The organism is Streptomyces sp. MMCC 100, assembly GCF_041538145.2.
Classification (GTDB): domain Bacteria; phylum Actinomycetota; class Actinomycetes; order Streptomycetales; family Streptomycetaceae; genus Streptomyces.
Window position 1 is genome coordinate 1,477,365 of sequence record NZ_JBGORK020000001.1, and the last position, 24,255, is coordinate 1,501,619.

A 24,255-nucleotide genomic window follows, 5' to 3' on the forward strand; every position below is an offset into this window, starting at 1 on the left:
GTCCCGAGGATAAAGTGCACATATGGGAGATTGGTGGCAGCGCAACATCATGGAACCGGGCAAGCTGCCGCTGCTCCTCGCGCTGACGGCGTTCGTGCTGACGTTCCTGATCACCCGGGTCGTCACCCGCCTGATCAGGGCGGGCAAGGGGCCCTTCGGGAACGTCAAGGCGGGCGGAGTGCACATCCACCACGTCGTCCCGGGCGTCGTGCTCACCGTCATCGGCGGCTTCGGCGCGGTCGCGGGGGGCCGGCACGGGTTCGGATCCGCGTTCGCGGCGGTGGTCTTCGGTATCGGGGCGGGGCTCGTCCTGGACGAGTTCGCGCTGATCCTGCACCTCGACGACGTCTACTGGACCGAGGCGGGGCGCAAGAGCGTGGAGGTCGTGGTGCTCACCGCGGCCCTGGTCGGGCTGGTCCTCGCCGGGTTCACGCCGTTCGGTGTCGACGGCGTGTCCCAGGACGAGTTGCAGGACCGCGCGAACGTCATCGCGACCGTCGCGGGCAACTTCCTGTTCTCCCTCCTCGCCCTGGCCAAGGGCAAGGCACGGCTGGCGATCTTCGGGGTCATCGTGCCCGTGATCGCCCTGGTCGGCGCGGTCCGCCTGGCCCGGCCCGGCTCGCCGTGGGCCCGCCGCTTCTACGCCCGCCGCCCACGCGCCCGTGCGAGGGCCCGCCTGCGCGCCTACCACCACGACCGCCGCTGGTCCGGCCCACGCCGCGCCGTCGAGGACTGGATCGGCGGCCGCCCGGACCCCCGGTGACGACGCCTGCGGGTGCCTCCGGCGGTGGTGCGGGTGCCTCCGGCGGTGGGGCGGGGTGCCTGCGGCGGCCTGTGCGGGTGGGGTGGGGTGCGCGTAGCGCCTTGGGTTCGGTGGTGGGTCGGGGCCGCGCCGGGGGGTGTCCGTCCTCGGAACGGCGCGGAATCGGTCGGCCACAGAACGCGCCAACCGCTGCGGGCGGACACCCCCCGACACGACCCCTTCTCGCCGTACGCGACTGCCGGCCGCCCACCGTCGCTGCCCCGTCCCGCCGTACGCGGCTCCCCGCCGTAGCTGCGGGCAGTCGCATGCCGCCCCAGCTGCGGGCAGTCGTGCCGCTGGGGCGATGGGGGTCCCCCGCTCGAGCGAAGCCGAGAGTGGGGGAGGGTGGGCGCAGCGGCACCTCGTAGCGCCGGGGCGCGCTCCCCACCCCCGCGCCCACACCTACGCCGGGCACCCGAGAAACCGGGTCCCCCGAACCGCGTTCACTCGCCCCCGTCGGAGACCTCCGGCAGCTCCGCCGCCAACGACGCCGCCGCCTGGACCAGGGGCAGTGCGAGCAGTCCACCCGCTCCCTCGCCCACCTTCACGCCCTGGGACAGCAGCGGCTCCATGGCCATCCGGTCCAGCGCCTTGGCCTGGCCCGGCTCCCCGCTGTCGTGCGCGGCCAGCCACCAGTCCGGCGCCCGGAAGGCGACCCGCTGCCCGACCAGCGCGCACGCGGCCGTCACGACGCCGTCCAGGATCACCGGCATCTTCCGCACCGCGCTCTGCAGCAGGAAGCCCGTCATGGCGGTGAGATCCGCGCCGCCGACCGTCGCGAGGAGCTGCAGCTGGTCGCCGAGGACGGGCCGCGCGCGGCGCAACGCGTCGCGGATCGCCGCGCACTTGCGCATCCAGGTCAGGTCGTCGATCGGCACCCCGCCCCGGCCGGTGACGACCGACGCGTCCGTCCCGCACAGCGCCGCGACCAGGACGCCCGCCGCCGTCGTACCGCCCACGCTCACGTCGCCGAGCACCACCAGGTCCGTGCCCGAGTCGGCCTCCTCGTCGGCCACCGCCATCCCGGCCCGGAAGGCCGCCTCCGCCTCCTCGAGGGTCAGCGCGTCCTCGATGTCGATGCGTCCGCCGCCGCGCCGCACCCGGTGTCCCGCCACCTCGGCCGGCAACGTCTCCGGGTCGCAGTCCAGGGCCATGTCGACGACGCGCACGGGTACGTCCAGGCGCCTGGCGAGCACCGACACCGGCCGGCTCTCCTCCAGCACCTCGCGCACCAGCTCACCGGCGCCGCCCGCGGGCCGCGCCGAGACGGCCAGCTCGGCGACCTTGTGGTCACCGGCGAAGAGCACGACCCGGGGCCGTACGACGGGCCGTACCGGTACGGCGGACTGCGCGGCCGACAGCCACTCGCCCAGGTCGTCCAGGCGGCCCAGCGATCCGGGCGGGACGGCCTGACGCTCCCGGCGCGCCTCCGCGTCGCGGCGTACCCCGCCGTCGGGGCGCTCGATCAGGTCGGTGAAGTCGTCGAGATTCAGCGAGCTCATTCGCCGAACAGTACCGGCCCCGGTCGAACCCGAAGGAAGGCCCGTGGGCAGCGCGCCCGGGCTGCGTCGTTGCACCCCGGATCACGATCACCTACGTAACGTTTTGCCTGGAATGTCGTACGCCCCGCGTACGCCCTCGTCTCGTGTCGGGAGCCGCCCGTGTCCGGACCCTCCGCCCCCTCGGTGCCTCCCGTCCCTCCGTACGGGCCGTACCGCCAGGACTGCCCCTGGTGCGGATCGCGGCGGCTGCGTGCCCGGCCGCGCGGTGACGGACCGCGGCAGGGCGCACCCCACCGGTCCCCGATCGAGCGGTGTTCGGACTGCCGGCACGTCTTCCGGAATCCGCCGCTCACGCTCGGCCCCGAGCACCCGCTGGTCCGGGCGGGTGTCCGGCTGAGACACGGCCTGGCCGCCCGCGCGATGGTCCGCCGCTGCCCCGACCCCGAGAGCTGGCTGGACGTCGGGACCGGGGACGCCGACTTCCCGCTGACCGCCCGTGCGCACTTCCCGTACACCTCGTTCGACGGCCTCGACCCCACCCACCGCGTGCTGCGGGCCCGCGCCGTGGAGCGGGTGGAGGAGGCGTTCGTCGGGCGGCTGACGGATCATCACCTCGCGGTCCGGCTGCGGGAGCGGTACGACGTCGTCAGCCTCTTCCAGTATCTGGAGCGCGTTCCGGACCCCCGCGCCGAACTGCGGGCCGCACTGCGGGTGCTGCGGCCCGGCGGGCACCTCCTCGTCGACGTGGCCGACCCGCGCCGCCTGCTTCCCGTGCACCCCGTCGGGCTGAGCGCCGAACTCGTGGCCCAGGGCTGCACGGTCCTCACCGGCGGCCGAGGGCACCGCGTCATCGCGCGCAAGGACGCCTCAGCCCCGTAGCACCAGCGCCTGGCCCGCCACCACCAGCAGTACCTGCTCGCACTCGGCCGCGAACGCCGCGTTCAGCCGGCCGAGTTCGTCGCGGTAGCGGCGGCCGGACGCCGTGGCCGGGACGATGCCCGAGCCGACCTCGTTCGACACCGCCACCAGCGTGCGCCGGGTGGCGCGGACCGCCTCCGTCAGCTCCCGCACCCGGTCCCTGAGCGCCCGTTCGCCGCCGTCGGCCCACTCCGCGTCGTCCCACGCCCCGACCGCGTCCATCGCGTCCGTCAGCCACAGGGACAGGCAGTCGATGAGGAGGGGCGGGCCCTCGTCCTTCAGGAGGGGTACGAGGTCGCAGGTCTCGGTGGTACGCCACGATCCGGGGCGGCGCTCCCGGTGGGCGCAGACCCGGGCCGCCCATTCGGTGTCGCCGTTGCGGGAGCCGCCGGTGGCGACGTAGAGCACGTCGGGGAAGGACTCCAGCCGGCGTTCCGCCTCCACCGACTTGCCCGACCGGGCGCCGCCCAGGACGAGGACGCGCCGCGGTACGTCGGGTACGTCCTCGTACGAACCCACCGCCAGCGTCGTGCCGTCCGGTACCGCCCGCGCGCCGGCCGCCGCGAGCCGCCGCGCCAGCTCCCGGCCCGGCGGCACGTCGTGGTCCAGGTGGACGGCGACGACGTCCGTCGTCGGGCCCGCCGCGCCCACCGCCCGCAGCTTCGCCAGCGCGTCCGGCCGCCCCACGACGTCCGCGAGGATCAGGTCGTACGGCTCCGCGGGCGCCTCGAGACCGGCCGGGGCGCCGCCGGGCGGCACGTACAGGAGCCTTCCGCCGTCCGGTCCCGTCACCGCGTACCCGGTGCCCGGCGCGTCCAGCGCCACCGCCCGCACCCGGTGCCCGGTCAGCAGTGCCAGCTCCCGCCCGTCCGGCACCCGGCCCGGCTGCGGCAGCCCGGCCGGCACCTCCACGGCGGGGCCGTCGTGCGGGTGCGAGAGCAGCACCTGCCGTACGCCGGCCAGGGAGTGCCCGGCCCGGGCCGCGGCGAACGCGGCGCCCGGCGTCAGGTCGAGCAGCAGCGCCCCGTCCACCAGCAGCGCGGTCGCCGCGCGCGCGTCCTCGCCCTGTGCCGCGGCACAGGCCGCGCAGGGACAGTCGGGGCGGGGCAGTCCCGCGGGGGCACCGGTGCCGAGCAGAGTCACGTCCACGCACCGATTTTCACCGGTCGCCCTGCGACATGCGCGCCCGAGTCCCCCGAGGGGCGTGCGACGGGGCCGTTCTCGTCCCCGGTGCCCCTCTCCGGGTCTTCTCCCCGGGCCTTCTGGGGTACGCCAGTTTCAGCGCATAGGCTGCGGGCGGAGGTCGGATCAAGATCCGGGTTCCGCTCTGCATGTGCTCACACCTTGGAGGCGTACATGGCGGCATGGACGTGGCGGTTCGAGACGGCCGACGGGACGGAGGTCCAGCCCGCGGTGCAGCCCGAGGAGTTCACCACGCAAGGGGACGCCGAGTCCTGGATCGGGGAGCAGTGGAAGGACCTCCGGGCGGGCGGCACCGACCAGGTGCGGCTCTTCGAGGACTCCACGGAGATCTACGGCCCGATGAGCCTGCACGCCGAGGACGCGGAGGCCGAGGCCGAGGCAGGGACCGAGGCCTGAGGCCCGGGGGGCCGGGGCTCCAGGGCGGGCGGGGGCGGTTTCGCCCCCGTCACTGCTCGCCCAGCGTCACCTCGGCGGTGTGCTGGTCACCGTCCCGGGTGTATGTCACCTTCGTCCGGTCGCCCGGCCGCATCGACGCCAGCGCCTCGGACAGCGAGGTGATGGTGGTGATGTCCGTGTCCCCGAGCTTGACGATGACGTCCCCGGACCGCAGCCCCGCCTCGGCCGCGGCCCCGCCGTCGCTCACCTCGACGACGGCCACACCGGCCGGTCGGTAGCTGTCGTCGACGACCGTCCGGGCGGTGATGCCCAGCGCGGCCCGGCCCGAGTCGGTGACCTTGCCGTCCTCGACGATCTGATCGGCCACCGTCGTCACCATCGACGCCGGGATCGCGAACCCGATGCCGGGCGCCGCACTGTCGCCGAGGCCGGGGTCGGTCGCCGCCAGCGTCGGGATGCCGATCACCTGCCCGTCCAGGTTCACCAGGGCGCCCCCGCTGTTGCCCGGGTTGATGGCCGCCGAGGTCTGCACCATGTTGGCGATGGTCGCGCCCGTGCCGCCCCCGCTGCTGCCCTCGGTGACGGTCCGCCCCGTCGCCGACACGATGCCCTGCGTCACGCTGGAGGACAGGCCGAGCGGCGAACCCATCGCCAGCACGATCTGCCCGACCTCGACCTTCGCGGAGTCCCCGAAGCGGGCCGCCTTCATGCCGCCGGGCACCTTGTCCAGCTTGAGGACCGCCAGGTCCTGCTCCGGGTAGGAGGAGACCAGCTTCGCGGTCAGGGCACCCTCGTTGCGGGCCGTCGTCACCCGGAAGGACTTGTCGTCCCCGACGACGTGCGCGTTGGTGACGACGTGCCCCTTGTCGTCGTACACGACCCCCGACCCCAGCGAGTCGCCCGCCTGGATCTGCACCACCGACGGCAGTACGTCCTTGATCACCCGCTCGTAGTCGGCCTGGAGCTCACTGGCCGCGCGCGGCGCCGCGGCCTGCGCCGTGTCGCCCTCCCGCGCGCTCCCCGAGCCCCGGTCGGTCCCCGAACCGGCGTCGGAGCAGCCGGTCGCGAGCAGCAGGGAGCAGGCCAGGACGGCGATCGGAGCGAGCAGCCGGGGCAGACGGGTGCGGGAGATGTCCATGGCCCGAGTCTCACCGCGCACCCGGAGCCCGGCCCCCGGGGAACACCCGAACGGGCGCCCGAGCCGGGGGCCGTACCCGCTAGCCCCGCACTCCGCACAGGTGGAGCAGGGCCGCGACCGCGCGGTACGGGTCCGTCCGGCCGGCCCGTTCCTCGGCGGCCAGCAGGGCCTCGAGGTCGTCGGGCGGTGTCGTTCCGTCGGGTGCCGTGTCCGTGAAGACCCGCACGCCGTACCAGGTGTGCAGCGGGGCGCCGATGCCCGCGAGCCTCGCCGTCAGCGTCGCCAGCCGGTCCGCGCGGACGTCGAGGCCCAGGCGGTTGCGGTAGTTCGTGGTGTCGAAGGCGGCCAGCGCGCCCGCCCAGTCGCCGTGCAGGCCGGGGCGCAGCGCGAGCGCGTCGCCGTTGCGCACCACGAGCGACAGCAGGCCCCCGGGTGCGAGCATCCTGGCCAGCCCCGCGAGCAGCGGATCGGGCTCCTCGACGTACATGAGCACGCCGTGGCACAGCACCACGTCGAAGCTGCCCGGCAGGAAGTGCACACCGGTGTCCCGGCCGTCGCCCTCGACGATCCGCATCCGCTCCCGGATGCCCTCCGGCTGGCCGGCCAGCGCGTCCCGCGCGGCGGCGATCATCGTGGCGTCCCGCTCCACGCCGGTCACCTGGTGCCCGGCCCGTGCCAGCCGCAGCGCCTGGGTGCCCTGGCCCATCCCGACGTCGAGCACGCGCAGCCGCCTGCCCACGGCGAAGCGCCCGGCCATCTGCTCGTCCAGCTGCCGGGCCACCATCTCCTGCCGTACGACGTTGCGAAGCCCGGACAGCCCCGCTGTCCAGGCCTCGGCCGCGCCCCCGGCGAACGGCGTCGTGCTCAGGGCCGCTCCCCGCGCTTGACCTGCGGCTTCGGCAGCCGGAGCCGGCGCATCTGGAGCGAACGCATCAGCGCGTAGGCGACCGCGCCGCGCTTGCGCTCGTCCGGGAAGCGCTCGGCGAGCCGCTTCTTCAGCCGGAAGCCGGTGACGATCGAGTCCAGCACGATCAGCACGATGACGACCAGCCACAGCAGCAGCGCGATGTTCTGCAGCGAGGCCACCCGGATCATGCTCAGCACGAGGATGATCACGGCCATCGGCAGGAAGTACTCCGCGATGTTGAACCGCGAGTCGATGAAGTCACGCGCGAACTTGCGGACCGGGCCCTTGTCACGGGCCGGCAGGTACCGCTCGTCGCCCTTCGCCAGCGCCTCGCGCTGCCGCGCCATCGCGGTCCGCCGCTCCTCGCGCTGCCGCTTGGCGGCGTCCTTGCGCGTCATCGGCGTATGGGCGACGCTGCGGCGCTGGGACTGGGCCGCACTGCGCTTGGGCGTGGGCCTTCCCTTCGGGGCCTGCGGGTCACGGGGCTGCTTGGAGTCGGTCACCTGCGCGCTGACGGCGCTCTGGGCCTTCTCATCCTTGGCACGGCTACGGAACACAAAACCCAAGGGTACGGGGTGCCGGGGTGTGGACCCCAGCCCGGTGGGGAACGATCCGGCAACGCCGGACGTCTGTAAGTGGACAGAGCGGATGTACAGAGCGGATGGTGCGTACAGCCCCGGACACCGGGACTTTCCGGACAACCCCGGGAAGCACCTACTCCCTGCGCCGGACGGGGAACGTACGCAGTCGTCCTTGGGGATGAGCGCATCCGTCCCCGAACAGTGCGGTAATGGATGCAGGGCCCGTACTGTGGGTTCTGTTGCAGTCGCTGGAGCTGGAGTCGGTCAGAAGGGGGCGCGCGAAGCCCATGAGCGGTGTCATGAAGCGTATGGGGATGATCTTCCGCGCAAAGGCCAACAAGGCCCTTGACCGGGCCGAGGACCCGCGCGAGACCCTCGATTACTCGTACCAGAAACAGCTGGAGCTGCTGCAGAAGGTGCGCCGCGGCGTCGCCGACGTGGCCACCAGCCGCAAACGCCTGGAGCTTCAGCTCAACCAGCTCCAGTCCCAGTCGGGCAAGCTGGAGGACCAGGGCCGCAAGGCGCTGGCGCTGGGCCGCGAGGACCTGGCCCGCGAGGCGCTGTCCCGGCGCGCCGCGCTCCAGCAGCAGGTCACCGACCTGGAGACGCAGCACGCCACGCTGCAGGGCGAGGAGGAGAAGCTCACCCTTGCGGCCCAGCGCCTCCAGGCCAAGGTGGACGCCTTCCGCACGAAGAAGGAGACCATCAAGGCCACCTACACGGCGGCCCAGGCGCAGACCCGCATCGGCGAGGCGTTCTCCGGCATCTCCGAGGAGATGGGCGACGTCGGCCTGGCCATCCAGCGGGCCGAGGACAAGACCGCCCAGCTCCAGGCCCGGGCCGGCGCCATCGACGAACTGCTCGCCTCCGGCGCCCTCGACGATCAGTCCGGCATGCACAAGGACGACATCCAGGCCGAGCTGGACCGGCTCTCCGGTGGTACGGATGTAGAGCTGGAACTGCAGCGCATGAAGGCCGAGCTGGCCGGGGGCTCCACCTCCGACCGCCAGGCCATCGAGGGCGGCCAGGGTCAGGGCCAGGCCCCGTCGCAGTCCCAGCAGCAGCCGCAGGACACCCCGCGCTTCGACAAGCAGTAGCCCACGCCTAGGAGGGCCGACATGATCGTACGGATCATGGGGGAGGGACAGCTGAAGCTGGCCGACGGCCGGCTCACACAGCTGAACAAGCTGGACGACGAACTCCTCGCCGAGATGGAGAACGGCGACGGCCCCGGCTTCCGCGCGACCCTCCAGGCCCTCCTGGCCAAGGTCCGCGAACTGGGCGAGCCCCTCCCGGACGACACCCTCGAGCCGTCCGACCTCATCCTCCCCTCCCCGGACGCCACCCTGGAGGAGGTCCGGGAGCTCCTGAGCGACGACGGCCTCATCCCGGGCGGTGCGTGACCTTTCAGCCTGTCCGGCCTACTGGCGCAGGCCGGCATGCACAGCCCGTCCGGCGTCTGAGGACGAGGCCGTTCAGGCCGATGGCGGGGGTCTGGGGGCGCAGCCCCCAGCCAACGTCCACGGAACGCGGGCCCACTCACGAGACACGCCCGGTCCGGCTACCGTAAAAAACCGTGAGCACCCTTGCGAGAGCCCGCTGCGTCTTCGGCGCCCACCCCTCCGCCACGGACACCGCCCTCGCCGTGGCCGTCCTGGTCTGCATGGTCGCCGGCTCCTTCGTGGACCCGCACGGCCCGGAGGGCGTCAGCTGGGGCCTGCGCACCCCCGACGCGCTCAGCCTCGCCCTCATGACCGCGGGCGCCGTCGCGCTCGCCTTCCGCCGCCGGGCGCCGATGACGGTCCTCGCCGTCACCGGCTGCGTCTCCGTCGTCGAGAGCGTCACCGGCGATCCGCGCGCCCCCGTCGTCATGTCCGCCGTCGTCGCCCTCTACACCGTCGCCGCCTCCACCGACCGCCCCACCACCTGGCGGGTCGGCCTGCTCACCATGACCGTGCTCACCGGCGCCGCCATGCTGGCCGGGACCCTGCCCTGGTACGCGCAGGAGAACCTCGCCGTCTTCGCCTGGACCGGCATCGGCGCCACCGCCGGGGACGCCGTCCGCAGCCGCCGCGCCTTCGTGCAGGCCATCCGCGACCGGGCGGAGAAGGCCGAGCGCACCCGGGAGGAGGAGGCGCGCCGCCGCGTCGCCGAGGAACGGCTGCGCATCGCCCGCGACCTGCACGACGTCGTCGCCCACCACATCGCCCTGGTCAACGTGCAGGCCGGGGTCGCCTCGCACGTCATGGACAAGCGGCCCGACCAGGCCAAGGAGGCGCTCGCGCACGTACGGGAGGCCAGCCGTTCCGCGCTGGACGAACTGCGGGCCACCGTCGGTCTGCTGCGCCAGTCCGGCGACCCGGAGGCACCGACCGAGCCCGCCCCGGGCCTGGCCCGCCTCGACGACCTCGTAGGCACCTTCCACCACGCCGGACTGCGGGTCGAGGTGGCCCGCACCGACCAGGGCACCGAGCTGCCCGCCGCCGTCGACCTGGCCGCCTACCGCATCATCCAGGAGGCGCTGACCAACGTGCAGAAGCACGCGGGGCGGCAGGCGAAGGCCGAGGTCAGCGTCGTACGGGTCGGGCCGGACATCGAGGTGACCGTGCTCGACGACGGCGCCGGCGACGGTGAGGACCCCGACGCTCCCGCCGAGGGCGGCGGGCACGGTCTGCTCGGCATGCGCGAGCGCGTCACCGCCGTGCGCGGCACCCTCACCACCGGTCCCCGCTACGGAGGCGGTTTCCGCGTGCATGCGATCCTTCCGGTCAAGAACCGCACCGACGCCGCCACCGACGCCACCAAGGACCCCGTATGACGATCCGTGTCCTGCTCGCCGACGACCAGGCGCTGTTGCGCAGCGCCTTCAAGGTGCTGGTCGACTCCGAGCCCGACATGGAGGTGGTGGGGGAGGCGTCCGACGGCGCGGAGGCGGCCCGGCTGGCCGCCGAACGGCGGGCCGACGTGGTGCTGATGGACATCCGGATGCCCGGCACCGACGGCCTCGCCGCCACCCGCATGATCAGCGCCGACCCGTCCCTCGCCCACGTCCGCGTGGTCATACTGACCACCTTCGAGGTCGACGACTACGTGGTGCAGTCGCTGCGCGCCGGCGCCTCCGGCTTCCTCGGCAAGGGCTCGGAGCCCGAGGAACTGCTCAGCGCGATCCGCGTCGCGGCCGGCGGCGAGGCGCTGCTGTCGCCGGCCGCCACCAAGGGACTGATCGCCCGCTTCCTCGCCCAGCAGGGCACGGACGACGAGGAACGCGACCCCGCCCGCGCCGAGCGGCTGGAGTCGCTGACCGTGCGCGAGCGCGAGGTGCTGGTCCAGGTGGCCGGCGGGCACTCCAACGACGAGATCGCCGAGCGGCTGGAGGTCAGCCCGCTCACCGTGAAGACCCACGTCAACCGGGCCATGGCCAAGCTGGGCGCCCGCGACCGCGCCCAGCTGGTCGTCATCGCGTACGAATCCGGGCTGGTACGTCCAAGGGTGGAGTGACCTCTACCCGCGTGTACTGCGGCGGGAGTATGCGCCGCATAAGGAAATGGACCTGGGGCCTAGGGAACCGGGGTCGCGCATGGCTCAGGGTGTTGGAGTGGGCGCTCACCTGTGCCGCCCGCGCCCGGCGCTGCCATGTGCCCCGTCCCCCGCTCGGCCACAGAAGAGAGACCCTGATCCATGTCCTGGCTGTCGAGATTCAGCCTCGCGCAACGGGCCCTGATAGGGCTGATGTCGATCGTCGCGCTCGTTTTCGGGGCGATCGCCATCCCCCAGCTCAAGCAGCAGCTGCTGCCCACCATCGAACTGCCCATGGTGTCGGTGCTGGCCCCGTACCAGGGTGCCTCGCCGGACGTGGTCGAGAAGCAGGTCGTCGAGCCGATCGAGGACAGCCTCGAGGCCGTCGACGGGATCTCGGGCGTCACCTCCACGGCCAGTGAGGGCAACGCCGTCATCATGGCGTCCTTCGACTACGGCCCGAACACCCAGCAGCTGGTCGCCGACGTCCAGCAGGCCGTGAACCGGGCCCGCGCCCAGCTTCCGGACACCGTGGACCCGCAGGTCATCTCCGGCTCGACGGACGACATCCCGACCGTCGTCCTCGCCGTCACCTCGGACAAGGACCAGCAGGCGCTGGCCGACCAGCTCGACAAGACGGTCGTCTCCGAGCTGAAGGACATCGACGGCGTCGCCCAGGTCGTGGTCGACGGGGTCCGCGACGTCCAGGTCACCGTCACGCCGGACCCGGCGAAGCCGGCCGCGGCCAAGGTGAGCCCGCAGGCGCTCGCCCAGTCCCTCCAGGCCGGCGGCGCGACCGTCCCGGCCGGCTCCTTCGACGAGGCGGGCGCCAACCGCACCGTCCAGGTCGGCGGCGGCTTCACCTCGGTCAAGCAGATCCAGGACCTCATGGTCACCGGTGAGGGCGTCGACAAGCCGGTCCGCCTCGGTGACGTCGCCACCGTCAAGGAGGAGGAGGCCAAGGCCGACTCCCTGACCCGCACCAACGGCAAGCCGTCGCTCGCGGTCGCCGTGACGATGGACCACGACGGCAGCGCGGTCTCCATCTCCAACGCCGTCGAGGACAAGCTCCCCGGCCTGCGCGAACAGCTCGGCTCCGGCGCGACCCTCACCGTCGTCAGCGACCAGGGCCCGGCGGTCTCCAAGGCCATCTCGGGCCTGACCACGGAGGGCGGGCTCGGTCTGCTCTTCGCCGTCCTGGTCATCCTGGTCTTCCTGGCGTCGATCCGCTCCACCCTGGTCACCGCGGTCTCCATCCCGCTGTCGGTGGTGCTGGCGCTGATCGTCCTGTGGACGCGCGACCTGTCGCTCAACATGCTGACGCTGGGCGCGCTGACCATCGCCATCGGCCGCGTCGTCGACGACTCGATCGTGGTCCTGGAGAACATCAAGCGGCACCTCGGCTACGGCGAGGAGCGCAAGGAGGCCATCCTCACGGCCGTCCGCGAGGTCGCCGGAGCGGTCACCTCGTCCACGCTCACCACGGTCGCCGTGTTCCTGCCGATCGGTCTGGTCGGCGGCATGGTCGGCGAGCTGTTCGGCTCCTTCAGCCTCACCGTCACGGCGGCGCTGCTCGCGTCCCTGCTGGTGTCGCTGACGGTCGTCCCGGTCCTGTCGTACTGGTTCCTGCGGCCCCCGAAGGGCACCCCCGAGGACGCGGCCGAGGCCCGCCGCATCGCGGAGGAGAAGGAGGCGAAGAGCCGCCTGCAGCGCTTCTACGTCCCCGTGCTGCGCTTCGCCACCCGCCGCCGTCTGATCAGTGTGGCCATCGCGGTCGTCGTGCTGCTCGGTACGTTCGGCATGGCGCCGCTGCTGAAGACCAACTTCTTCGACCAGGGCGAGCAGAAGGTCCTCAGCGTCAAGCAGGAGCTGAAGCCCGGCACCAGCCTCGGCGCCACCGACGAGCAGGCCGAGAAGGTCGAGAAGCTGCTCGGCGACACCGAGGGCGTCAAGGACTACCAGGTCACCATCGGCTCGTCCGGCTTCATGGCCGCCTTCGGCGGCGGCACGGACACCAACCAGGCCTCGTACCAGATCATGCTGGAGGACTCGGCGTCCTACGAGGACGTCCAGGACCACATCGAGGACGGGCTGGCGAAGCTCGACGGCATCGGCACCACCACGATCGCCGCCGGTGACGGCTTCGGCAGCCAGGACCTGAGCGTCGTCGTCAAGGCGGCCGACGCGCAGGTGCTCCGCGAGGCCGCCGAGCAGGTCCGCAAGACCGTCGCCGACCTCGACGACGTCACCGACGTCACCAGCGACCTGGCGCAGAGCGTGCCGCGCGTCTCGGTCAAGGCCAACGCGAAGGCCGCCGGGGCCGGCTTCACGGACCAGACCCTCGGCGCGGCTGTCGCCCAGGCGGTGCGCGGCACCCCGGCCGCCAAGGCGACCCTGGACGACACCGAGCGCGACGTCGTCATCAAGTCGGCGCAGCCCGCCCGGACGATGGCCGAGCTGAAGGCGCTGAACCTGGGCCCGGCCAAGCTCGGTGACATCGCCACCGTGCGGCTGGTGGACGGCCCGGTCTCGATGACCCGCATCGACGGCCGGCGCGCGGCGACCATCACCGCCAAGCCGACCGGCGACAACACCGGCGCGGTCAGCGCGGACCTCCAGTCGAAGATCAACGGGCTCGACCTGCCGGCCGGTGCCACGGCCGAGATCGGCGGCGTCACGGCGGACCAGGACGAGGCCTTCGTCAACCTGGGCCTGGCCATGCTCGCGGCGATCGCGATCGTGTTCATGCTGCTGGTCGGCACCTTCCGGTCGCTGGCCCAGCCGCTGATCCTGCTGGTGTCGATCCCGTTCGCGGCGACCGGCGCGATCGGCCTGCTGATCGCCACGGGCACCCCGATGGGCGTCCCGGCGATGATCGGCATGCTGATGCTGATCGGCATCGTGGTCACCAACGCCATCGTGCTGATCGACCTGATCAACCAGTACCGCAAGCAGGGCTACGGCGTCGTCGAGGCCGTGATCGAGGGCGGCCGCCACCGTCTGCGGCCCATCCTCATGACGGCCCTGGCGACGATCTTCGCCCTCCTCCCGATGGCACTGGGCGTCACCGGCGAGGGCGGCTTCATCGCCCAGCCGCTGGCCGTGGTCGTCATCGGCGGTCTGATCACCTCGACCCTGCTGACCCTGCTCCTGGTCCCGACCCTCTACGCGATGCTGGAGCTCCGCAAGGAACGGCGCGCGAAGAAGCGGGCCGCGAAGAAGGGCGGCGGCGATGTGCCGCCGCAGGCGGAGGCGTCGGACGAGCCGGAGCCGGCGAAGGTCTGACGGCGGCGGCAGAACGCAGGAGGGTGTCCCCACCGCTCGGTGGGGACACCCTCAGTGCTCACGCGGCAAGAACCGCCTACGGCAGCGCCAGCATCCGCTCCAGGGCCAGCTTCGCGAACGCCTCCGTCTCCTTGTCGACCTCGATGCGGTTGACCAGGGTGCCCTCGGCCAGCGACTCCAGCGCCCAGACCAGGTGCGGGAGGTCGATGCGGTTCATGGTCGAGCAGAAGCAGACCGTCTTGTCGAGGAAGACGATCTCCTTGTCCTCGGCGGCGAAACGGTTCGCCAGGCGGCGGACCAGGTTCAGCTCGGTCCCGATGGCCCACTTGGAACCGGCCGGGGCCGCCTCCAGGGCCTTGATGATGTACTCGGTCGAGCCGACGTAGTCCGCGGCGGCGACGACCTCGTGCTTGCACTCGGGGTGCACCAGGACGTTCACGCCCGGTATGCGCGCACGCACGTCGTTGACCGAGTCGAGGCTGAAACGGCCGTGCACCGAGCAGTGACCCCGCCACAGGATCATCTTCGCGGCGCGCAGCTCCTCCGTCGTCAGCCCGCCGTTCGGCCGGTGCGGGTTGTAGACGACGCAGTCCTCCAGCGACATGCCCAGGTCCCGCACCGCGGTGTTGCGGCCGAGGTGCTGGTCGGGCAGGAAGAGGACCTTCTCCCCCTGCTCGAAGGCCCAGTTCAGGGCCCGCTCGGCGTTGGAGGAGGTGCAGATGGTGCCGCCGTGCTTGCCGGTGAACGCCTTGATGTCCGCGGACGAGTTCATGTACGAGACGGGCACGACCTGGTCGGCGATCCCGGCCTCGGTCAGCACGTCCCAGCACTCGGCGACCTGCTCGGCGGTGGCCATGTCCGCCATGGAGCAGCCGGCCGCCAGGTCGGGCAGGACCACCTTCTGGTCGTCCGAGGTCAGGATGTCGGCCGACTCCGCCATGAAGTGCACACCGCAGAAGACGATGTACTCGGCCTCCGGGCGCGCGGCCGCGTCCCGGGCCAGCTTGAAGGAGTCGCCCGTGACGTCGGCGAACTGGATGACCTCGTCGCGCTGGTAGTGGTGACCGAGCACGAAGACCTTGTCGCCGAGCTTCTCCTTGGCCGCACGGGCGCGCGCGACCAGGTCCGGGTCCGAGGGCGAGGGCAGGTCGCCGGGGCACTCCACACCGCGCTCGCTCCTCGGGTCGGCCTCACGGCCGAGGAGCAGCAGGGCGAGGGGCGTCGGCTGTACGTCGAGCTCCTGGGTTTGGGCGGTGGTCACGACACGCACCCTTTCTACTTTTCGTCGACCCTTTTCGTCGAACTGACGCTATATATCATAACCGGTTCACGTCACTTTGACGATGCCCATAGTGTCGGTGTGACGTGAATCCCGGTGCCCGAGCCGTCGTCCACAGCCGCTGACCGTCGGCGGGGGCGTGTGCGAGCATGAAGGGGAACGCCGAGGACAAAGACCTCGGTTGCGCCCGGAATGAATCCGCGGCTCCGTCGGTTGAAACCGTCGGCAAGCAGTCTCCGTACAACCCGGGAGAGATGTAGATGTCCGTATCGGACGAGACCACCACCGTCACCGACGGCATCATCCTGACCGACGCCGCCGCGTCGAAGGTCAAGGCGCTGCTCGACCAGGAAGGCCGTGACGACCTCGCGCTGCGCGTCGCCGTCCAGCCCGGCGGCTGCTCCGGCCTGCGTTACCAGCTCTTCTTCGACGAGCGCTCGCTCGACGGCGACGTGGTGAAGGACTTCGGCGGCGTCAAGGTCACCACCGACCGCATGAGCGCCCCGTACCTCGGCGGTGCCACCATCGACTTCGTGGACACGATCGAGAAGCAGGGCTTCACGATCGACAACCCGAACGCGACGGGCTCCTGCGCCTGCGGCGACTCCTTCAGCTGACCGGCTGAGCCGCCGCGAGGCATCCGAACGTGAGAAGGGCGGCGGCCCGGGATTCGTCCCGGGCCGCCGCCCTTCCGTCGTGCGGTGGGTGCGGTGTCACCGGCCCCCGGACGGGGCCGGCAGCCGCGCGCCCGGCTTGTGCACGGGAACGTCCTCGCCGTCCGAGCCGACGACCGTCCGGTCGCCGAGCGGCTTGTCGAGCGGCACCGTCCGCTCGTACTCCTTGGCGATCAGGATGCAGACCTTGTCCGGGTGCGGGGTCTCGGTCACCGTGACGGTCACCTTCCCGCCGCTCTCCTTCGCCTTCGCGTCGTAGTCGGAGCACACCCCGCCCGTGAAGTGCACGGTCAGCTCGCCGTCGGCGGCCGTGTACCCGCTCACCCGTACGTCCCGCGGCTCCCCGGGCTTCGAGGTCGGCTCGTCGGACGGGACGGGGGAGGCGGGCGAGGCGGGGGCCGCCGTCGTCAGGAACTTCGGGTCGACCGCCGGGTAGGTGACCGTGACGGCGTCGTCCGCACCCGGCGCCCGCACCTCGAACAGCCAGGACGGCACCAGCGTCTGCCGTCCCCGCACCGGATGCGCGGCCAGCCCGAACACCGCCTCCTCGACGGTGGCGACCTGCTTCTTCCCCGTCCCGGGCTTCCCCGACGCGCCGGTCGGCAGCGCGCAGGGCAGGTCCGCCCCGTCCTGATGCGGTACGGGACTCGCACAGCCGCCGATGCCCCCGGCACCCCCGGCCCCGGTACCGGCGCCCGGCGCGTTCAGCAGCGCCAGCGTCTCCTCGGCGTCCAGGACGGGATACGTGTCCCCCTTGACCGGCGTCTTCACCTGGCCGCTGCCGCCGACCACCTCGCCCCGCGCGCCGACGACCACCCCGGTCGTCCAGCCGTACGTGGGCAGCCCGCCCACCTCGGGTTCCGCGTTCACGGCCCGCCGGGCGCCCATGACCTGGCTCGCGTCCAGCTTGGCGTCGTCCTGGCCCAGCGCCTTCAGCACCGGCGCCGCCGCCTTCTTCGCGGCCGCCTCGCCCACCGGGTCCCCGTCGGCCGAGGGGGCCTTGCAGACGGCGCCCTTCTTGCAGTTGTCGGTGCCGGGCGTGTAGCGGTGGAAGGTCCAGGTGCCCGGCGCCTGCCGGTCCACCGTGAGCAACGGCCCGGAACCGTCCTTCGCGTTGCCGACCTGCCACGCCCCGCCCTGGGTGCGGGGGGCGCCCTCGAGTCCCAGCGCCTCGGCCAGCCGCGCCACCTCGGCCGCGGTGACGTCGCCCTTCGCCCGGTACACGGGCGCCGAGCCGGGGCCCTGCGGGAGCGGCCCGTCGGCGCGGTAGGTGACGCCGTACGGGTCGGGCTCGCCGGGCGCGATGCCGTTCGGGCCGCCCTCGGGGGACGCCCCGTCGTGGTCGTCGAGAGGGAGCGGCGGGGGAGTGTCGTCGCCCGAGGCCCCGGACGCCGTACCGCCGTCCGGGTCACCGCCGGCGGCGGACGTGGCCAGGTAGGCGCCGCCGCCCCCCATGAGCAGCACGGCGGCGGCGACCGACGCGACCGCGACCGCCCGGGGGCGCCGCCGCGCGGGACGCCCCGTGCCTGCCTCGTCGGCGGCGTGGGCGTCGTCGTTGTCGGGTCGCTCGGTGTTCACCGCATCGCTCCTTCGGCTGTTACTGGGGACAGCGATGGGACGCGGTGGGCCGGGATCCGGTTCCCGGTGACGGCGCGCGTCGCCCGAACAGCCTCAAAGCCGCCCGAACCGCCCCGGAGCCGCCTCGGATCCGCCCGTCGGTCCTCAGTCGCCGTAGTCCGACATCGCCTCCAGCAACCGGGCCGACGCCGGCGGCACCCGGACGCCGTGGATGAGGGCGAGCGGTACCGGCCGGGCGGAGGCGTCGGCCGGTGCCGACCAGCGCGGGGTCATCCGGGCGCAGTCACCGCGCAGCGACGCCAGGTCGCCGTCCAGGTCGGCCGGGGCGGGGTCGGCGGCCCTCAGGTTCGTCATAACAGAACCGTAGGCACGTCCCGTCCCGCGGAGAAAGTTGTACTACCGGGTAGTTTCGCCTGCTTCAGCCTGGCGGCACCGCCGGGTAGCGTGAACCGTCAACCCGCCTCCCCTCAGGAGAGAGTCCACGCCGTGCGCATCGCAGTCACCGGCTCCATCGCCACCGACCACCTCATGACCTTCCCCGGCCGCTTCTCCGACCAGCTCGTCGCGGACCAGCTGCACACGGTCTCGCTCTCCTTCCTGGTCGACCAGCTGGACGTACGCCGGGGCGGCGTCGCCGCGAACATCGCCTTCGGCATGGGGCAGCTCGGCACCCGGCCGATCCTGGTCGGCGCGGCCGGCGCGGACTTCGACGAGTACCGGGCCTGGCTGGACCGGCACGGCGTCGACACCGGCTCGGTCCGCATCTCCGAGACCCTGCACACCGCCCGCTTCGTCTGCACCACCGACGCCGACCACAACCAGATCGGCTCCTTCTACACGGGCGCGATGAGCGAGGCCCGCCTCATCGAACTCAAGACCGTCGCCGACCGCGTGGGCGGTCTCGACCTGGTCTCCATCGGCGCCGACGACCCGGAGGCGATGCTCCGGCACACCGAGGAATGCCGCACGCGCTCCATCCCGTTCGCCGCCGACTTCTCCCAGCAGATCGCCCGGATGAACGGCGACGAGATCCGGATACTGCTGGACGGGGCGACCTACCTCTTCTCCAACGAGTACGAGAAGGGGCTCATCGAGACCAAGACCGGCTGGACGGACGAGGAGATCCTCGGTCGGGTCGGCCACCGCGTCACCACCCTCGGCGCGCGGGGCGTGCGCATCGAGCGGGTCGGCGAGGAGACCATCGAGGTCGGCGTCCCCGACGAGGAGCGCAAGGCCGACCCCACGGGCGTCGGCGACGCCTTCCGCGCGGGGTTCCTGTCCGGGCTGGCCTGGGGCGTGTCGCTGGAGCGCGCGGCGCAGGTCGGCTGCATGCTGGCGACGCTCGTCATCGAGACGGTCGGCACGCAGGAGTACCAGCTGCGGCGCGGGCACTTCATGGAGCGGTTCACGAAGGCGTACGGGGACGACGCCGCGGGGGAGGTTCAGGCGCACCTGGGCTGAAGCGGGGGTTGCGACTACGGGGGAGCCCCTTGATGCGCGATGCCGTGTGCGGGTGCGTGGGGGCCGGTCGCGCCCACGCGGCGGCGCCGCACATTGACACAGCCCCGCGCCCCTGGGTGGGTCAGCTCGTCCGGCGGACCGTGTAAGCCGTTCCTCTCTCCGCCGGTTCCTCGCCCACGTACTCCTGCCCCCGCATCTCGCACCATGCCGGGATGTCCAGGCGGGCCGCCTCGTCGTCGGAGAGGACGCGGACCGTGCCGCCGACGGGGACGTCGCCGATGACCTTGGCCAGTTCGATGACCGGAATGGGACAGCGCCGGCCCAGCGCGTCCACGACGAGGTCGGGGCTGCCGGCCGCACGGACGGTCTCCGGCGCGGCCGGCGCCCCCAGCTTCGCGCGCACCGCGGCCACCGTGCCCGGCAGCACCTCGAGGAACCGCTCGACGTCCTCGGCCGGGGTGCCCGGCGGCAGCGACACCCGGACGTTGCCCTCGCTCAGGACCCCCATCGCCTTCAGGACGTGGCTCGGCATCAGCGTGCTGCTCGTGCAGGACGACCCGGACGACACGGAGAAACCGGCACGGTCCAGCTCGTGCAGCAAAGTCTCCCCGTCGACATAGAGACACGAGAAGGTGACGACCCCGGGCAGCCGGCGCGCCGGATCGCCGACCACCTCCACGTCCGGCACCAGGTCCGGCACCCGGGCCCGGATCCGCTCCGTCAGCTCCCGCAGCCGGGCCGCCTCCGCCGCCGCCTCGGCCCGCACCGCCCGCAGCGACGCCGCCGCGGCCACGATCGCCGGCAGGTTCTCGAAACCGGGCGCCCGCCCCGACTCCCGCTCGTCCCCGGGCCCTTGCGCTGCGAACCGGACACCCTTGCGTACGACGAGCAGCCCCACCCCCGAGGGCCCGCCCCACTTGTGGGCGCTGGCCGCGAGCAACGACCAGTCGCCCTCGACCCGTCCCCAGCCCAGCGACTGCGCCGCGTCCACCAGCAGCGGCACACCCGCCGCCCGGCAGGCCTCCGCCACCTCCGTCACCGGCTGCTCGGTGCCCACCTCGTGGTTGGCCGACTGGAGACAGGCCAGTGCCGTGTCCTCGCGCAGGGCCGCCGCGTACGCCGCCGGGTCCACCGCGCCCGTCCGGTCCACGGGGACCTGGGTGAGACTCCCGCCGCCGCCCTCATGCGCCTCGGCCGCATGGAGTACGGAGGAGTGTTCGACCGATGACACGATCAGGTGGCTCCCCGTGCGCCGTCGCCCGGCCAGCGCCCCCGCCACACCTGAATGCACCGCCCGCGTCCCCGAAGGCGTGAACACCAACTCGTCCGCCCGGCACCCCACACACTCCGCTGTCGCCTCCCGAGCGGCATCGAGCAACAGCCGGGCCCGCCGCCCTTCCCGGTACAGCCGAGCAGGATCGGCCCACCCCTCGTCGAGCGAGGCCAACAGAGCCTGGCGGGCAACGGGATGGAGAGGAGCAGCGGAAGCAGCGTCGAAGTAGGCCACACGCCAACGCTAGAACGCCGGGGGCTGCAGCGCCCCGTCAGGGGCGCGGGGCTGTGACATGTGCGGCCCCGCCGCGTGGGCGCGAACAACCACAACGAACCGTCAGCCGCCAACGAAACCGCACCTCCCTGCCCCGTGGGCGCCTCCACCCCACCCTTAAAGAGTGACCCCCGGCGCGTATGCCACCCTCCCCGCGACCCCCCGGAGGGCGTCGGCTAGGGTTTGGTCCGCATAAACATCAAACCCCTGCCCGACGCAGGGCGGCGACCGACCAGCGAGAAGGCAGGCCGCAGCCAACCGCGCGGGCGAGACTCTCGGGAAGGCGCTACGTGAGTCCCAACGGCTCCGACCGCTCGCCGCGGCGCCCGATGCGGCGGAAGCTGCTGCAGGCACTGACCGCGGGCCTGGTCCTGGCGACCGCCACCGGTTGCACATACGAGGACTTCCCCCGCCTCGGCATGCCCACCCCAACCACGGAAGAGGCTCCGCGGATCCTCTCCCTGTGGCAGGGCTCCTGGGCTGCCGCGCTGGCCACCGGCGTGCTGGTGTGGGGCCTGATCCTGTGGAGTGTCTTCTTCCACCGGCGCAGCCGCACCAAGGTCGAGGTCCCTCCGCAGACCAGGTACAACCTGCCCATCGAGGCGCTGTACACCATGGTTCCGCTCGTCATCGTCTCGGTGTTGTTCTACTTCACCGCGCGCGACGAGTCCGATCTCATGAGCCTCAACAAGAAGCCCGACCTCACGGTCAACGTGGTCGGCTTCCAGTGGAGCTGGTGCTTCAACCACATCGAGGACGTCCCGGGCTCCACCGGCGACGCCAAGACCTCCAAGGAACTGGCCGGCATCCCGGACCGGTTCGTCGAGGACTTCCCGGCGAACGCCGGCGGTGTCTACGACTGCGGTACCCCCGGCACCCGGAACCCGCAGACCAACAACCCGGGCCCGACCCTCTGGCTCCCCAAGGGCAAGACGGTCCGCTTCGTCCTGACCTCGCGTGACGTCATCCACTCCTTCTGGGTGGTGCCGTTCCTCATGAAGCAGGACGTGATTCCGGGCCACACCAACGCCTTCGAGGTCACCCCCAACAAGGAGGGGACCTTCCTGGGCAAGTGCGCCGAGCTGTGCGGCGTGGACCACTCCCGGATGCTGTTCAACGTCAAGGTCGTCTCCCCGGAGCGCTACGAGCAGCACCTCCAGGACCTCGCGAAGAAGGGGCAGACCGGTTACGTTCCCGCGGGCATCGCTCAGACGAGCCACGAGAAGAACCGGGAGACGAACAACCTGTGAGCATCCTCAACGAACCCCAGGGTGCCTCGGCAGCGGAGGACTCGTACGAGAACGAGCTGCCGGTACGGCGCAAGCAGCCCGGCAACGTCGTGGTCAAGTGGTTGACGACCACTGACCACAAGACGATCGGCACGATGTACCTGGTGACGTCGTTCGCGTTCTTCGTGATCGGCGGCGTGATGGCGCTCTTCATGCGCGCCGAGCTGGCCCGGCCTGGTCTGCAGATCATGTCGAACGAGCAGTTCAACCAGGCGTTCACGATGCACGGCACGATCATGCTGCTGATGTTCGCGACGCCGCTGTTCGCGGGCTTCGCGAACTGGATCATGCCGCTGCAGATCGGCGCGCCGGACGTGGCGTTCCCGCGGCTGAACATGTTCGCCTACTGGCTGTACCTGTTCGGCTCGACCATCGCAGTGGGCGGGTTCCTGACCCCGCAGGGCGCGGCCGACTTCGGCTGGTTCGCCTACTCGCCGCTGTCCGACGCGGTGCACTCGCCCGGCATCGGCGGCGACCTGTGGATCATGGGTCTGGCCTTCTCCGGCTTCGGCACCATCCTCGGCTCGGTCAACTTCATCACCACGATCATCTGCATGCGCGCGCCCGGCATGACCATGTTCCGCATGCCGATCTTCACCTGGAACGTGCTGCTGACCGGTGTGCTGGTCCTGCTCGCCTTCCCGGTGCTGGCCGCGGCCCTGTTCGCGCTGGAGGCCGACCGCAAGTTCGGCGCCCACATCTTCGACTCGTCCAACGGCGGGGCGTTGCTGTGGCAACACCTCTTCTGGTTCTTCGGACACCCAGAGGTGTACATCATCGCGCTGCCGTTCTTCGGCATCGTCAGTGAGATCATCCCGGTCTTCTCCCGCAAGCCGATCTTCGGCTACATGGGCCTGATCGGCGCGACGATCGCGATCGCGGGTCTGTCGGTGACGGTGTGGGCCCACCACATGTACGTCACGGGTGGCGTGCTGTTGCCGTTCTTCTCCTTCATGACCTTCCTGATCGCGGTCCCGACCGGTGTGAAGTTCTTCAACTGGATCGGCACCATGTGGAAGGGCTCGCTGTCCTTCGAGACACCGATGCTGTGGTCCACCGGCTTCCTGATCACCTTCCTCTTCGGTGGTCTGACCGGTGTCGTCCTCGCCTCGCCGCCGCTGGACTTCCACGTCTCGGACTCGTACTTCGTGGTGGCGCACTTCCACTACGTGGTGTTCGGCACCGTGGTGTTCGCGATGTTCGCCGGCTTCCACTTCTGGTGGCCGAAGTTCACCGGCAAGATGCTGGACGAGCGCCTCGGCAAGATCACCTTCTGGACGCTGTTCGTCGGCTTCCACGGCACCTTCCTGGTCCAGCACTGGCTGGGCGCCGAGGGCATGCCGCGCCGCTACGCCGACTACCTGGCGGCGGACGGCTTCACCGCCCTGAACACGATCTCGACGATCAGCTCGTTCCTGCTCGGCATGTCGCTCCTGCCGTTCTTCTACAACATCTGGAAGACCGCCAAGTACGGCAAGAAGATCGAGGTGGACGACCCGTGGGGCTACGGCCGCTCGCTGGAGTGGGCGACCTCCTGCCCGCCGCCGCGGCACAACTTCCTCACGCTGCCGCGCATCCGCAGTGAATCCCCCGCCTTCGACCTGCACCACCCCGAGATCTCCGCGATCGACCAGCTGGAGAACGTCGGCCACGGTGAGAAGGCCCTCGCCGGCGGCAAGGAGGCCGGGAAGTGAAGATCCAGGGCAAGATTTTCATCTGGCTGAGCGTCTTCCTCCTCGCGGTGGCGGTCGTCTACGGCTACTGGTCGAAGGAGCCGGCGGGCACCACGGCGCTCTTCCTGGCCTTCGGCCTGGCCATCATGGTCGGCTTCTACCTCGCCTTCACGGCGCGGCGGGTCGACGTGGGCGCGCAGGACAACACGGAGGCGGACGTCGCGGACGACGCCGGTGAGGTCGGGTTCTTCAGCCCGCACAGCTGGCAGCCGCTGGCGCTCGGCATCGGCGGCGCGTTCGCCTTCATGGGCGTGGCACTCGGCTGGTGGCTGATGTACTTCTCGGCACCGATCCTCCTGATCGGCCTGTTCGGCTGGGTCTTCGAGTACTACCGCGGTGAGAACCGCACCCAGTAGCACGCGCTGAGCACCAAGGGGCCCGGACACTCCGTCAGGAGCGTCCGGGCCCCTTCGTTCGTCGTACCGCCGCTCACTCTTCCGGCTTATC

The 24,255-nt window shown here is 71.8% G+C and carries 22 protein-coding genes; 13 read left to right on the forward strand and 9 right to left on the reverse strand.

The genetic code is table 11. From position 1 onward, the window contains the following. Window positions 1-22: 22 nt before the first annotated feature. Window positions 23-763, forward strand: a complete 741-nt coding sequence (locus tag ABS735_RS06790) for a hypothetical protein (protein ID WP_373901934.1) — start codon at window positions 23-25, stop codon at window positions 761-763. A gap of 482 nt (window positions 764-1,245) precedes the next feature. Here ABS735_RS06790 and cobT read toward each other — a convergent pair whose 3' ends face one another. Then, on the reverse strand, window positions 1,246-2,304 hold the full coding sequence (cobT, locus tag ABS735_RS06795; protein WP_373901962.1) for a nicotinate-nucleotide--dimethylbenzimidazole phosphoribosyltransferase: 1,059 nt from the start codon (window positions 2,302-2,304) through the stop codon (window positions 1,246-1,248). A 159-nt stretch (window positions 2,305-2,463) separates the two neighbouring features. Between cobT and ABS735_RS06800 the strand changes: the two genes are divergently transcribed. Continuing rightward, window positions 2,464-3,183: a class I SAM-dependent methyltransferase gene (locus tag ABS735_RS06800; RefSeq protein WP_373901963.1), complete on the forward strand. Its 720-nt coding sequence runs from the start codon at window positions 2,464-2,466 to the stop codon at window positions 3,181-3,183. Here the strand turns inward: ABS735_RS06800 and ABS735_RS06805 are convergent. Beyond that, entirely contained in the window at window positions 3,172-4,371 is a 1,200-nt protein-coding gene (locus ABS735_RS06805) for a bifunctional adenosylcobinamide kinase/adenosylcobinamide-phosphate guanylyltransferase (RefSeq protein WP_373901964.1), read from the reverse strand. The two genes, ABS735_RS06800 and ABS735_RS06805, sit on opposite strands and share 12 nt — an antisense overlap. 207 nt (window positions 4,372-4,578) lie before the next feature. On the opposite strand from ABS735_RS06805, the gene ABS735_RS06810 reads away from it, so the two are divergent. Continuing rightward, complete coding sequence (locus tag ABS735_RS06810; protein ID WP_373901965.1) at window positions 4,579-4,821, forward strand: hypothetical protein; 243 nt, start codon at window positions 4,579-4,581, stop codon at window positions 4,819-4,821. A 49-nt stretch (window positions 4,822-4,870) separates the two neighbouring features. Here the strand turns inward: ABS735_RS06810 and ABS735_RS06815 are convergent, their stop codons facing one another. From ABS735_RS06815 to ABS735_RS06825, 3 genes are all read right to left on the reverse strand, one after another. Further along, entirely contained in the window at window positions 4,871-5,959 is a 1,089-nt protein-coding gene (locus ABS735_RS06815) for a S1C family serine protease (RefSeq protein WP_373901966.1), read from the reverse strand. Between the two features lie 79 nt (window positions 5,960-6,038). Next, the gene (locus ABS735_RS06820) at window positions 6,039-6,740 is read right to left on the reverse strand and encodes a class I SAM-dependent methyltransferase (protein WP_373902321.1); all 702 of its coding nucleotides are present in this window, start codon (window positions 6,738-6,740) and stop codon (window positions 6,039-6,041) included. Between the two features lie 83 nt (window positions 6,741-6,823). After that, a complete protein-coding gene (locus ABS735_RS06825; RefSeq protein ID WP_373902322.1) occupies window positions 6,824-7,462 on the reverse strand; it encodes a DUF3043 domain-containing protein in 639 nt (212 codons plus the stop codon). A gap of 284 nt (window positions 7,463-7,746) precedes the next feature. On the opposite strand from ABS735_RS06825, the gene ABS735_RS06830 reads away from it, so the two are divergent. From ABS735_RS06830 to ABS735_RS06850, 5 genes are all read left to right on the forward strand, one after another. Further along, window positions 7,747-8,544 (forward strand): PspA/IM30 family protein, encoded by a 798-nt coding sequence (locus ABS735_RS06830; RefSeq protein ID WP_274543304.1) that lies wholly within the window; start codon window positions 7,747-7,749, stop codon window positions 8,542-8,544. 21 nt (window positions 8,545-8,565) lie between these two features. Continuing rightward, complete coding sequence (pspAA, locus tag ABS735_RS06835; RefSeq protein ID WP_373901967.1) at window positions 8,566-8,850, forward strand: PspA-associated protein PspAA; 285 nt, start codon at window positions 8,566-8,568, stop codon at window positions 8,848-8,850. 173 nt (window positions 8,851-9,023) lie between these two features. Then, window positions 9,024-10,265, forward strand: coding sequence for a sensor histidine kinase (locus tag ABS735_RS06840; RefSeq protein WP_373901968.1), 1,242 nt, complete (start codon window positions 9,024-9,026; stop codon window positions 10,263-10,265). Beyond that, on the forward strand, window positions 10,262-10,945 hold the full coding sequence (locus ABS735_RS06845; RefSeq protein ID WP_373901969.1) for a response regulator: 684 nt from the start codon (window positions 10,262-10,264) through the stop codon (window positions 10,943-10,945). Before ABS735_RS06840 ends, ABS735_RS06845 begins: the two co-directional genes overlap by 4 nt. A 180-nt stretch (window positions 10,946-11,125) precedes the next feature. Beyond that, window positions 11,126-14,248, forward strand: a complete 3,123-nt coding sequence (locus ABS735_RS06850; protein WP_373901970.1) for an efflux RND transporter permease subunit — start codon at window positions 11,126-11,128, stop codon at window positions 14,246-14,248. A gap of 76 nt (window positions 14,249-14,324) precedes the next feature. On the opposite strand, the gene nadA is transcribed toward ABS735_RS06850, so the two are convergent. Further along, a complete protein-coding gene (gene nadA / locus ABS735_RS06855; RefSeq protein WP_373901971.1) occupies window positions 14,325-15,509 on the reverse strand; it encodes a quinolinate synthase NadA in 1,185 nt (394 codons plus the stop codon). A 278-nt stretch (window positions 15,510-15,787) separates the two neighbouring features. On the opposite strand from nadA, the gene ABS735_RS06860 reads away from it, so the two are divergent. Next, the gene (locus ABS735_RS06860; protein ID WP_052839876.1) at window positions 15,788-16,144 is read left to right on the forward strand and encodes a HesB/IscA family protein; all 357 of its coding nucleotides are present in this window, start codon (window positions 15,788-15,790) and stop codon (window positions 16,142-16,144) included. A gap of 96 nt (window positions 16,145-16,240) precedes the next feature. On the opposite strand, the gene ABS735_RS06865 is transcribed toward ABS735_RS06860, so the two are convergent. Both ABS735_RS06865 and ABS735_RS06870 read right to left on the reverse strand, forming a co-directional pair. After that, window positions 16,241-17,779, reverse strand: a complete 1,539-nt coding sequence (locus ABS735_RS06865) for a hypothetical protein (protein WP_373901972.1) — start codon at window positions 17,777-17,779, stop codon at window positions 16,241-16,243. A gap of 144 nt (window positions 17,780-17,923) precedes the next feature. Next, a complete protein-coding gene (locus ABS735_RS06870) occupies window positions 17,924-18,133 on the reverse strand; it encodes a hypothetical protein (protein WP_373901973.1) in 210 nt (69 codons plus the stop codon). A gap of 132 nt (window positions 18,134-18,265) precedes the next feature. Between ABS735_RS06870 and ABS735_RS06875 the strand changes: the two genes are divergently transcribed. Further along, window positions 18,266-19,240: a carbohydrate kinase family protein gene (locus ABS735_RS06875; RefSeq protein WP_373901974.1), complete on the forward strand. Its 975-nt coding sequence runs from the start codon at window positions 18,266-18,268 to the stop codon at window positions 19,238-19,240. 121 nt (window positions 19,241-19,361) lie between these two features. Here the strand turns inward: ABS735_RS06875 and ABS735_RS06880 are convergent, their stop codons facing one another. Beyond that, a complete protein-coding gene (locus tag ABS735_RS06880) occupies window positions 19,362-20,747 on the reverse strand; it encodes a cysteine desulfurase/sulfurtransferase TusA family protein (protein ID WP_373901975.1) in 1,386 nt (461 codons plus the stop codon). 329 nt (window positions 20,748-21,076) lie between these two features. Between ABS735_RS06880 and ctaC the strand changes: the two genes are divergently transcribed. The 3 genes from ctaC to ABS735_RS06895 are packed head-to-tail and all read left to right on the forward strand — an operon-like array spanning window position 21,077 to window position 24,164. Next, the gene (gene ctaC, locus ABS735_RS06885; RefSeq protein ID WP_061445190.1) at window positions 21,077-22,036 is read left to right on the forward strand and encodes an aa3-type cytochrome oxidase subunit II; all 960 of its coding nucleotides are present in this window, start codon (window positions 21,077-21,079) and stop codon (window positions 22,034-22,036) included. Beyond that, complete coding sequence (ctaD, locus tag ABS735_RS06890) at window positions 22,033-23,769, forward strand: aa3-type cytochrome oxidase subunit I (RefSeq protein WP_373901976.1); 1,737 nt, start codon at window positions 22,033-22,035, stop codon at window positions 23,767-23,769. The genes ctaC and ctaD overlap by 4 nt, the downstream gene beginning before the upstream one ends. Continuing rightward, the gene (locus ABS735_RS06895) at window positions 23,766-24,164 is read left to right on the forward strand and encodes a cytochrome c oxidase subunit 4 (RefSeq protein WP_373901977.1); all 399 of its coding nucleotides are present in this window, start codon (window positions 23,766-23,768) and stop codon (window positions 24,162-24,164) included. The genes ctaD and ABS735_RS06895 overlap by 4 nt, the downstream gene beginning before the upstream one ends. Window positions 24,165-24,255: the final 91 nt, after the last annotated feature.